The sequence below is a fragment of the Clostridium sp. 1001283B150225_161107_B6 genome, assembly GCF_015556325.1.
GTDB lineage: Bacteria > Bacillota > Clostridia > Lachnospirales > Lachnospiraceae > Enterocloster.
On record NZ_JADNMD010000002.1, the window covers coordinates 336661 to 349464 of the forward strand.

Consider the following 12804-nt stretch of genomic DNA (forward strand, 5'->3'; position numbering starts at 1 on the left):
AATGTACAAAGGAGATGAAACAAATGAATAGGGGTATTCATAGCTTCTATAAACGTCTGACCGCCATGCTGCTGGCTATATGCATGATAACAGGGATTGTTTTGGGGCAGTCCAGTATTCTTTCCTATGCATCCACGGAGCTGTTGGATGAAAACCTGGGAGAGGGGGCCAGCGAAGCAACGGCATATACTTGGAAGAATGGTTCTGTGACTGGCCAGGGAGGAGGAGGAAATTCCTGGCGTTTTGACCTTAGAGGCTTGCAGGCAGGACAGCATAATTATGCTCAAGCCGGTATTAAAACAACTTACAGTAACGGAGGATATGCAACCTGGTTTCAGGTTGGGGCCAATGCCAAACAGCTGATAGGGGGCAGTACAAACGGCGGGGTACAGTCTCTGGACACCTATGGCATAGAGGTCAAGATCGCCGTATCCCCGAGTCCGGATAATAAGTATGTGTTTGTTGATTACTATGTCTATGATAAAAATGGTCAGGGCGGCTCAACTGGCAGGACCATAAAAATGGGAACCGGAACCGATGTCATGATTGGAGGCACCCGGGAAGATGACTATGCAACGGTATATAAAAATGACCGGGGTTTTCACATGGTCAACCAGCATGTCAAAACCACCTTTGACTGTATCACAAATGACAGTAGCCTTGGGGTGACGCCTCCTGATACCAGGTGGATTGGTCATTACAATTCCTGGGGAAGCAATGTATTTAATGAGAGTTCCAATGATGTGGTAAGCAGCACTGATTCGGGAATGGCCTATTCGTGGGAGTTCCAGCTTCATCCATATGAGACGGTTCACAGGAGGGTTGCATTTGCCATCAGAGATACCTCCTACTATGTATCGGACCAGTACGGTCAGGATTCTTCCAACGCAGAAGGAACCTACAGCAGTCCTTTTAAAACTATTGAATATGCGCTTAATAAAATCGGAAATAATAAGGGATATATTTATGTAATGGATTATTCGGATATTTCGTCCGCCATTGATGTGTCGGGAAACAGCCAAAAGGATATTACCATTGCCAGTACGGATTATGACCATGAGGGTCATCCTATGAATGAGGATGGTGATTATATTAAAACCCTGACGCGCGCATCCGGGTATACGGGTCCGCTGTTTAACGTATCAGGCCCCACTTTAAAGTTTACTGACATTGTCCTGGACGGAAACAATGCGGAAAGTCAGGATCCCCTGATATCCGCTTCATCCGGAAAGCTGGAGATTAACAGCGGCGCGGTAATTACTAACTGCAGCGGCAGTGAGTCTAGCCAGGGAAGTGCGGTAAATGTAACGGGAAGCGCGGGACTGTCCATGAATTTTGGAACGGTTTCCGGAAATGTGTCTGCTGGAAAGGGAGCTGTTTATTACAATGGGTCAGGTGCATTTGAAATCAGAAACCGGAATCAGATATCGGACAACACAACTCCGTCCGGGAAGAAGGCAAACGTATATCTGGCTCAGGATAAATATATAACAGCTATGAGCGATTTGGACACGTCCCAGATAGGCGTTACAGCAGAGCAGCTTCCTCTGGCATCACCGGGAGGGATATCATCCCAGCCTAGTCAGGAAGTAAAGATAGCTGTGCCGTCAAGTAGTTATCCGGGGGCTGCAGGCTCCTGCCCCTTTGCGGATAATTTTAAAGCAGACCAAGAGGCGGGAAATTCCGGTGTGTATGTAAGCGCGGGAACGGAAATTCTTGGCAATGGGCGGAATGCAGTATTAAAGCGGAATGGATATACGGTGTCCTTTGTATACCGGGATTCTGCCACAGGCGGAACTGTGAATGGTGCGCCGGCAAGCGCCCCGCTGTCATATGCGGGAGGAGATGCGGTTGAGGTGAACGCGCCCGCCGCCATTACTGGATACGGCCTTACAGGTGTAACCATTGACCAGGGGACAGGTGGCACTCTGAGCGCCCAGGCAGATGCCGGTGTTGCAGATTTTGGCAAGGTAACGGGAACCATGCCGGGCCAGGATGTTGTTATCACGTATGAATATACCAGAAACAGCGGTTCCATTGTATTTGAAGCCAATGGAGGGACGCCGGAGCCTCAGGCTCTGACCGGTTCTGTTGGAGAAAGCGTCAATGCGCTGCTGCCTAATATCAGCCGCTACGGCTATCAGTTTGTGGGATGGAGCACGGTGAATGACAGGACGAATCCAAATCTCATAAGCGGATTGCCATCAGAATTCCCGGAGGATCCGGTTACTTATTATGCAATTTTCTCACCGGACAGTAATGTGAAGTTTGATTATACGGTTGACTATGTCAATGCGGACGGTTCCATCGTGTTCCAGTCGACCACGGCCGAGGATGCCTACAGCGTGGAGGCAGAGGTTCATTCAGGGAAGAAGAACATCCACGGCTATACCTGGAGTTTGGCAAATTCCTCCACGAACCCGGCCGTCTACAATTACGGTGATGGGAACGGGGCCGTTCCGTTTGGAACCTTTAATGGAAGTACCGGTGATTTCTCGGGGAAGATGCCAGGGCAGGATGCGGCCGTGAAATATGGTTATCAGGTAGACCGCAGCAATCCAAATGCGAAATCCGCATTTACAGTTAAATACGTGACTGCTAATGGTACGGTTGTCCATACAGCTGACATACAGGATGTTTTCCCGGAAGATACGATTGCAGCGGCTCCGGTGGATGTTTATGGCTTCCGGTACCTGTCAGGCAGCATCACAGCGGGAAATACTGCAGATGATACGGACGGGCATCTAGTAAGTGCTGTCCAGGGCGGTTTTGACAGCAATGGAAGGTTTACGGGAACCATGCCGAACCAGCCGGTTGAGATAACGTACCTATATGAAGCCACGGAAGAGGGCTATGAGTATAAGATTCATTATTTGGATAATGGCACGCAGGATGAAAGGCTGAGAAACATTACAGGATCGGACATCCAAAATGTAACAGCGGATACGCCTGTGACCGCTGAATTTAAAAATATGTATGGTTATGTGTTCCAGGATGAACGCTCGGTACCTGCATCTGCAGGAACCTTTGACAGCAGCCATAATTTTACTGGAACTATGCCAAATGACCGTTTGGCTGTCACCTATCGTTATGACAGAGACCCGTCAAAATGGGCGGATTTGATTTACCGGGCAGGAGAACATGGAAGCCTGAGCCGGGGAAGCAATACATCACCGGATGTAATCTCTATGACTGGAGGAGTTTATAAAACTTCCGTACTGATAAATGACGGAACCGTAGAAGGCACCTCGGGAAGCTATACATGGAATGACATACTGGAAAAGAGACTGGTTCCTGAAACGGCTGCAGACATCTATTACCGTTTTGAAGGCTGGTTTATCGACCAGAATGGAAACGGAATCAAGGATAATAGTGAGGAGCTGCTTTCAGCCGACAGCCGGTTTACAGGTTCGGCTACTGTGACTGCATACTTTGCGGAAGATCCTGACCAATGGGTTGATATTCATTTTACAGCAGGAGAGCATGGAACCATAGATGCGGGGGAAAACGTAAATCTCCATATCCAATATGACCGTACCTGGGCCGACATCACGGGAAATCTGCCCGCCTATACACCGGAGGTCAATTATCTGGTAGACGGTTGGTATGATGGCGGAATGCCTGTGGAAGATGAGAGCAGACTTGTGAATGGAAATACCTATACCATACGGTTCTATCCGGACCCGGCCATATTCGGCACGGATGTGAAAGCACCGGATGCATCAGCAGGTATTGATACGCAGGGAAAAGGCAGGATTACAGTCTATGGGACAACCCAGGGATATCAGTATATTATTACGGACATGGAAGGCAATATAATAGATGTGGTACTCGGGAATATATCAGGACGGGTATATTTTGAAGACCTGTATCCTGGTACGCGGTATTTAATATATGAAGCAACAGGTACGACACAGGCACAGACCGGGCGGCCCATAAACAGTGTGACTGGAATTATGAGCAGTGCCACTGAGGTTCTGGTCCCGGTAGTGGAGACCAATTACCAGGTTCTTTACGATGAGGAACATGAGGGGAAGACTGTTTTCGTGATTAAGCCGGCGGATGCGGATTCCGACTATGCTATTTTAGATAAGGACGGAAATGCGGTCACAACTCCTGAGACGGGAGATGGGGGCTGGCAGTCAGCTGGCGGCAGCCAACCGGCAAGCCTGACCTTCTCCGGACTGGATTACAATGAGGAATATGTGGTAGTGGCAAGGCCTCATGGGTCATCCGGCATCACTGCGGAAAGCAAATTGGAAGACGGGACTCACATCAGCACAGATCCGGGCGGCGAACTGGATATTCCCAACTATATAGTGGAGGCGATTAATGGCCAGGTCCACTCTGTTGATGGAGTAGAATTAGATATCCCCAGATATGATGAGGTCCATAAAGGCGATGAAGTGGTGCTTCACGCGGAAGAAACCGATGGAAATGGACAGAATTTCCTGTACTGGAAGGTGACAATCGGGGCAGTTCCGGGAATGACAGAAACCATACGCCGTCAGGATGTGACATTTACGATGCCGGATTCCAACGTGGTTATGACAGCTTATTATGAGCGTGCGTCAGCGACACCCAGCAATGCAACGGTGACGGATGAAGTACGGGGAGGTAATAAGCATGAGATGGCTCTGGACCCCAATGAAATTGAAAACCTGGAGGAGGAGCTTACCACAGACGCAGACCGGACCCTTATGGATGTGAACCATGCAGATGTGACCTATAAAGTAGTATATAAAAAGAATGTGGTAAAGGCGACTGAATCCAATGCAATTAAACGTTCGTCTTATTATGACAGTGACCATGAAGAAGCGTACCATGGAGCCTGGGGATTGAATGTAGATATTGAACGGTATGTGAACGGGCGGAGAGTAGGGGTAGCTTCGCCATCAGAAGCAACATTTAATACATATGTGCAACTGGATAAAGAAGATGTAGACATGATGGACTATCAGCTGTTTGCTATTTCCGAGGATGATGATGGGGAGCTGATCATTGATCCGGTTACTATGTCTGATGATCCGGAAGAGACCGGCGGTTTGTTTACATTTACGGCTCAGGCCGGAATGAGATATGTGCTCATCTATTCCAGGGCATACAGGATTTATTTTATCAATAATAAAGAAGAACCAAAGTACCGCTATTATTTTAAAGTGCGCCGGGGTGAGACACCGAATAGTGGAGACTATTCCTTTGAATACAGCCAAGTGGAGACACCAATCGATTCATTTATTGATAATGAGGGGGTTGAATTTAATTATATTGGCTGGAGTTACCGGGAAGACCGGCTAAAGGAATTTGACCCGGACAAGGAAATCAAGAGGAAGACGTATGTATATGCGTTTTACGATGATAACAGCGGTGAAGTGAATGATGCCAGAAAACAGATGGAGGATGCAATCGAAGCTGCAATCGAAAAATCAGACGATTACTTCCTGACGCTGAAGGAGACGGAAAAGATAAGGGAAGCCATAGAAGAAGCTATGGATGTATTCGACAGAACGGGCCCCCGGGCAACTCTTGATGAACTTTTGGAGGCCTTGAACCGTTTGGAGGAAGCCTGCAAACCTTTCGATAAGATTCTGGAAGACCGGTATGATCATTATGACAAAATCCAGAGTGGAGGAAACAGCGGAGGTACATCCGGCGGAGACGGCTGGGGAAGCGGAAGCCATGGCGGTTCAGGAAGCGGTTCGGGAGGAAGCAAAGGTGGCTCGAAAGGAGGCGGTGGCAGTTCCAGGTCTGCCGGCACAGGCGGGCCAGTCACAACTCCGGCGCCTTATGTTGCGGAAACCAGTAAGAGTTATGTGGTAGGCACCAATGGAAACTGGGAGCTGGTTGACCCAGAGAGTGATAAATGGGCTTTTGTACTCAACGGAGGAATCCGTCTCACCAGCATATGGGCCAAACTTGATTATGCCAACGGTGATGTGAATCGAAATGGCTGGTATCACTTTAATGCCAGCGGACTCATGGATTATGGCTGGTTCAGGGACGAGCATATGAACTGGTATTACTGTAATGCGAAAAAAGACGGCTGGCTGGGAAAGATGAAGACAGGATGGCATTATGATGAGATAGATAAGCATTGGTATTACCTGGATTTGATTACAGGCCAGATGGTAATGGGATGGAAGGAAATTGAAGGAAAATGGTATTTCTTTACACCTCAGAATACGGCACAGACATACTCATATGACCGCAGCACCGGGAAATGGGTGTTTATGCAGAATCAGGAAAGGCCGCTTGGCTCCATGTACAGCAACGAGAAGACACCGGACGGTTATCAGGTAGGCGCTGATGGAGCTTTACAATAGCAGGAGGTTTTATGAAACGAACAAATAAGATTAAGGCATATCTGGCCCGTGTCTTAGCCGCGGCCATGGTGATCACCATGGCCGCGCCTCCGGCGCCGGCGTATGCATTGAATTACGGGGATCCGGCAGTCATTCGGTTTGATCCCAAGGAGGGCCCGGATTTATCACATTCAAACTATATGAATGTTCCCAGAGATGGAAACCGGATTACGTATGCTACCGGACGGGCTGGTCATCCACTGGCTGAAGCAAGTGATTTCAATGGAATTGCCGTGGAAAATCTGGGTTCTGGTGACAGGCCGGTGCTGCCTACATTTGACGCGGATTTGAGTTGGCCGGGATATACCTTTGACGGCTGGTATAATGCAGATGGTAATAAGATACTGTATCTGCCCTTTGCGTTTCCTTACAATTCAACCACGGCATATGAGGCACGCTGGAATGGTGATGCGTCCAGTCAGTTTGATTTTACAGTCATGCATTACCGGGACCTGAATGAGGACAGAAATGGAAACATGAATGGAGAAGACCCGAATGCATGGCCCGGAGCGGATGACAGCCAGATATATAAGTTTTTTGATGACGGAAGCTGGACAACCCAGGTGACGGCCAATACAGCAGTATCCGCTACCTACAAACGGGATATACCGGGCTATAAGGTATCTTCTGTGATTATTAAGAACAACAAAACGCGCCGTTTTGATGACGCCTCAGGCCATGGGACGCTGGGGGAGGCCGCGACCATTAATGAGTCTACCCGGTCTGTCCGCGGAAATATGCCCAATGATGACTTGACTGTGGCATACAGATATGAGCCTGACAGTTCAAAGAAATTTGCCCTGCGTGTAGAATATGCAGATGGGAGTGGCCGTGCGATCCGTACCCCGGAAAGCTATCTCTATTCCGCGGAGTCGCAGGTTTCTGCCGCACCGGCACAGATTACGGCTTATACCCTTACCGGCGCTCAGATAAAAACAGGCAGCGGGGATATAGATGATTTGTCGGGAAGAGGGATATATTCGGCGCAGACAGCAGGATGCACATTTGATGCCCAAAAGAACTTTACCGGAAAGATGCCCAATCAGCCGGTAACCGTGGTATATACTTACGAGATTGACCCTTCCTATGTAACCCATGTAACCATTAACCGGATAGACAACCATAACAATGTGCTGGCTGAGCCGGAAACAAGGGAGGTGTCTCCGAATGAAACAGTGACGGTAAATGTAGAGCGAAAAGCCGGGTATACGTATCCGCCTAACATTGGATGGAATGGAACATTTACCGATATCAGTATGGACCAGACAGCAGCCACGCTGAGTTTTAAAACAGACTTTACAGGCGGCACTGTTACGATTACCTATAATGAAGATCTGAATGATACAGCACATTGGGCCAGGATAAACTATTACAACAGCGAACATGGAAGCTTGTCAGGAGACAGCAGCCCACGTTCCTTACGGCTTGGTACCCACTCCATTGATACAATCACAGAGGGAATCACGCCATCTCCTGAACAGCACTATATGTTTAACGGCTGGTATAAAGCCAATGCTTCCGGTACAGGTAAAGTAGGAACCGTGTTGACCGGAGATATTGAACTGACCGGTGACCTTAAACTTTACGCGGATTTTGTGGAAGATCCGGGACAATGGTGTGATATAAGATTTGAAAGCGGAAGCCGCGGCTCTATTTCAGGAACCAATTCCATGCATGTGCCGAAAGGGACTCTGTGGTCTCAGATTTCCCTGCCCCAGACCACACCGGACAGTAACTATATGTTTGCTGGCTGGTTTGATGAAAACGGGAATCAGGTTACAGACCCGAATATGACGATTCTGGCGGATCAGACTTACAGGGCACGCTTTACACCTGTGGGAGGAGATGATGGAATCCTGTGCATTCCAGATGGAACTGGAACGATAGGAAATGACGGTATGGGTAAGATTGAGATAAGCGGAGCAAATGAGGCGCGTAAATATGCCCTGACGGACAGTGACGGACGGCTTTTGGCAGTAATGACAGGGGAACAGCTTGGCAGCGGCTGCTTTGAACAACTGCCGCCCTGTGACAGCTACTACGTGTATGAGATGGCGGAAAGCGCAGCTCCTGTTGTTGGAGACATACTGACAGATTCAGTGGATCCATCCTTAATAAGTCAGCCAGCCCGTGTCATGGTACCTGCTATTGGAGGGAATTATTCCACCGCGGATGATACGACAGAGGGACTAAGGAAGATTGTTATCCGCCCGGCAGGAGAAAATACTGTGTATGCGGTTCTTGATATGGATGGAAATGTGGTCAGTCAGGATGGGAACGAAGACGGATGGGTAAGCCCGTCCGGCAGTCCGCGGACAGCGGAACTTGCAGGACTTGAACCCAATGTATCCTATACCATCGTGGCCAAACAGGCAGATAACGGCGATGCGCCTTCAGACCGTATGATAAACGGAAGCCAGATAATGGTAACAGGCACTTCGCAGCAGGACCGTGTTTATACCTTCCGTTTGCTGAACGGAGGTTATGTGGAATCGGTGACAAGAAACGGGGAAGCGCTGGATGTGGAAGAACATGCAGATGAAGTCCTGGTAAAGGCAGGGGACCAGATCAGGATATCTGCGGAGGATATGAATCCTGCTGGACAGGCATTTAAACAATGGGAAGTACAGATTGGTAATCTGCATATGTCATACCTGACCAGAAAAAATCAGACCGTGGAAATGACAGCGGGAGATGTAATCCTACAGGCCATGTATGAACCGTCTCCGGTAGCGACTGCATCCAACGCAACAGTGGATTATTCACCCAAAAACGGGATATTTGCCCTGGACAAGTCAGAGGAAGCGCTTCAGGAATTAAAGGAAGAACTGGTGGATAACGATGAGGATAGCACAGCGCTTTCAAACGGGCAGCGGATAGCTTATACAGTTAAGTTTGACCGACATGCACCGGTGGCATCTGCTTCGGAAGCTGTGAGGCAGGAAGTGGATGACGGGGAGAGCGTTAAGACACCATGGAGTCTGGATATCGGACTTACGCGAAAGGTGGATGGAACCAATAAACCACTGGTGGAGGACGCAAATCTGACTCCAGCGATTAAAGTGTTTGGAAAAATAGACACCAGTCTTTTGGGAAATCTGGAATACAGGTTATGGAAAATTGATTTTGGAGAGGCTGATGGTGATACGACCTGTGAAGAAGTCCTGATGACACCTGACCCGAATGAAAATGAAGACTTTACTGGAAGCTTTGCCTTTGAAGCTAATATCGGTGATACTCTGGTATTTAGTTATTATAAAGCGTATGAAGTGACCATTATAGATACCGGAAAGGGGCAGGTCCATACATTTAAGGTAAGGGATGGCAGGTCTTTGGATGATACGGAAGACTATATGGATTTAGATATTCATGAAGGCTATACGGATTCCGTTACAGGCATAGCGTATGAGTTTACAGGCCTGTCGAAACGTCAGTCTGGAGGAGGGATGTATGATACTTCAGATCCTGTGACAAGAGATTTGAAACTGTATGCTGTCTATGAACCTGAAGACGATACCCAATGGCAGGAAGCAAAAGAAAGGCTGCAGGAGGAGATTAATATCGCCAATGCCCTGAAGAATAATGGGTCTGTAAGCGCAGAAGACAGAGATGCCCTTACTGAGGCTGTGGATGAGGCTGTTGAAGTGCTGAACCGTCTGCCCAGACCTTCAGTTGACGACCTGGAAAGTGCCTTTGATACACTGAAAGCACTGGTAGACAGTATTAGCAGTGGCGGTTCTGGTGGTTCTGGTGGTTCTGGCGGTTCTGGTGGTTCTGGTGGTTCCGGCGGTTCTGGCGGTTCTGGTGGTTCTGGTGGTTCCGGCGGTTCTGGTGGTTCCGGCGGTGCCGGTGGCTCAGGCGGTTCAAAAGGTTTTTCCGGCGGAGGACATGGACCGGGCAGTGATGGCGCAGAAAACAGTTACCGTACGTATTTAGATGGCACCGAGGGCATATGGAATAATGTTGATCAGACTAACCATAAGTGGGCCTTTGTATTAAACAGTGGAACACGTATCAAAGACAGCTGGGCCAATATACGATACAATTATAATGGAAGCAGCCAGATTGCCACCTATCATTTTGACCGTGAGGGTATTATGGACAGTGGCTGGTTTTTGGACCAGGATACAGATAACTGGTATTTCCTGTCCAATGTACACGATGGCTGGTTTGGCCGAATGACAAAGGGATGGCACTATGATGATGACGATGGCAGATGGTATTATTTGAGTCCGTTTACCGGAGTTATGCTGATGGGTTGGCAGAAGATTGACGGAATATGGTATTATCTAACCGCTGATAGCCAGCAGAAGACCTGGACGTTTAATGAGGGATCGAAACGATGGGAATATACGAATCAGAATGGCCGTCCATTGGGGTCTCTGTACATAAATGAGATGACACCAGATGGATACCAGGTTGACGAAAACGGAGCCTGGACTCGGGAAACACCTTAAGTGAGATTCAATTCTGCCCTGTAGTGCTGTGATGGCATTACGGGGCAGAATTATCCTATGCTGTTATGCGATGAGGCATATGAAGCTATGACCGATGAAAGGAATATGATGAGGTGATCGATATGGAAGAAAGTGATTTTTATACACTGGAAAACACGGACCGTGTAGGTATATTTCTCATTTGTATTAAAAATAAACAGGGAGAATTAAGTGGGGACATTGTAAATTTTTATTTAAAGGAACCCGTGGCATTTACCGGCATACTGGATTTGGGACTGAAAATAGATACATTATGCGCGAAATTTCAACGGCCTATGGCGACAACAGAACCAAGGTTTTTGACCGCTTATATGAAAAGAGCATATGAGAAGCGAGAACTGGACAAAGAGCATATTCCAATGAAATACTGTACAAATATTCAAAATATGGATAGCTTTATGGCTTTAGGTATAAGCGCGTGTGAAACATTGATTATTGAAATTCATCAGCGTCAGTTTTCCAGTATGCAGGGACGCATAAAAGGAAAATGCAGCGGCGGAAACGGCGTTTCATTTCGGAGTGCATTGGAACTGATGAGAATGCTGCGTGAATATGAGTATATGCGAAATGAAAAGAATAAGAACAGAGGTTATAATGGGAATACCAGAAAAGAACAGGAAACAGTAGAGACACCATGATGAATAATGGCTATTTATAGTCATATGTAAAAATAGGATGGGACTGTATTGTTTGGTTTTCATAAATAGGATACAGAACTATGGATTATTCGTCAAAATATATCGCTTTGAGCAAGGAAGGGGATTTTTAATGAGAAAAGACAGATTTAATATTTGAATTTCTTTTTATGCAGTGTTGGCATTTGTATTAGCAATTTTAGGACAAACTTTATTATGCGGTATGTTGCTTGGTTTTGTTATTGTGATTCAAAAGGATGAATGGCTTACAAAACAGGTCATGCAGGCATTTTTTCTTGCTCTTGTGGAATGTATCATATCATGCGTAACGAATATTTTTTCAGGGCTATATGCTATACCTATCTTAGGAATTGCTTTCTCTGGAATCGTTGGTCTTATCAGCGGCATTCTCTCTTTTCTTTTGTTAATCATTGGACTTATCGCAATAGGGAAAGTGTCAAAAGACTCAGATGCAAGAATTCCCATAGCATCTAAATTGGTAAATAGGGCATTCGGTCTGACTTGTACGATACAATATAAGCCTGCTTCAGATGCATCTATGCAAGAGCCAGATACCTCAAACGATCATAAAGACTAAAATAATCAAATGTTATGATCCGGCTTCTCATGGACTGGTAATCAGAAATGATGGCTCCAAGTCAAAAGAATATGTTGCAAAACAGAGGTGTGTAGGTTGGAAGACTAACTGGTCAGGAAGGAGTGCATGCAGCGATTGCAAATTTTTATATAAGAGGTATGGTTTATGAGGTGGAAATCTACAGGAGAGGCAGAAATTAATATAGGGGTGCTTGGAAGCAGGAATGATGTTTTGTGGGAATTTAGAGATTTTTTGATTGGTCTTGAAGCTGAATTAGATTACAAGATTAGCATGATGTTGGCAAAAAATCAAGAAACGCTTCTGCGGGTGATGTCATTCGTTCCTGGAGGATTTGACATCATAATTGTGACGGACCATCTGCCTGGTTTCGTTTATTTGGAAATGACAGAAAAGGCATTTGCGTTTAATGCAGAAGTGAAAATCTTGTTTCAAATGGATAGGGGCATAGAATTTTCAGATAAACTGTACCCACATGCATTATTTGTACCTGGCAGGGAACAGCTAAAAAGCTTAGCGAAAGAAAAAATGGATGATATGATAACAAAAAATAGTGAAAAAGGAGCAGCAAAATGAATAGGAAGAACTGGTTGAAAAAGTTTCTGAGAAATCAGGCTTGACCATCTGTCAAAGTGAGAATGCACTAAATGGGATCATTGACTCTATCTTTGAGGAATTAAAAACAGGGGATGTGC

The 12804-nt window shown here is 46.7% G+C and carries 5 protein-coding genes; all 5 read left to right on the top strand.

Annotated features, from left to right (window positions below; all coding sequences use genetic code 11):
* Nucleotides 1–23: 23 nt before the first annotated feature.
* Nucleotides 24–6323 (top strand): hypothetical protein, encoded by a 6300-nt coding sequence (locus tag I2H39_RS06645; RefSeq protein WP_117634094.1) that lies wholly within the window; start codon nucleotides 24–26, stop codon nucleotides 6321–6323.
* An 11-nt stretch (nucleotides 6324–6334) separates the two neighbouring features.
* The gene (locus I2H39_RS06650; protein WP_118077280.1) at nucleotides 6335–10819 is read left to right on the top strand and encodes an InlB B-repeat-containing protein; all 4485 of its coding nucleotides are present in this window, start codon (nucleotides 6335–6337) and stop codon (nucleotides 10817–10819) included.
* Between the two features lie 122 nt (nucleotides 10820–10941).
* The gene (locus I2H39_RS06655) at nucleotides 10942–11496 is read left to right on the top strand and encodes a hypothetical protein (RefSeq protein ID WP_117634096.1); all 555 of its coding nucleotides are present in this window, start codon (nucleotides 10942–10944) and stop codon (nucleotides 11494–11496) included.
* A gap of 175 nt (nucleotides 11497–11671) precedes the next feature.
* The gene (locus tag I2H39_RS06660) at nucleotides 11672–12091 is read left to right on the top strand and encodes a hypothetical protein (protein WP_227146789.1); all 420 of its coding nucleotides are present in this window, start codon (nucleotides 11672–11674) and stop codon (nucleotides 12089–12091) included.
* Nucleotides 12092–12256: 165 nt separating this feature from the next.
* Complete coding sequence (locus I2H39_RS06665) at nucleotides 12257–12685, top strand: hypothetical protein (protein WP_117634097.1); 429 nt, start codon at nucleotides 12257–12259, stop codon at nucleotides 12683–12685.
* The last annotated feature ends 119 nt before the right edge of the window (nucleotides 12686–12804 follow it).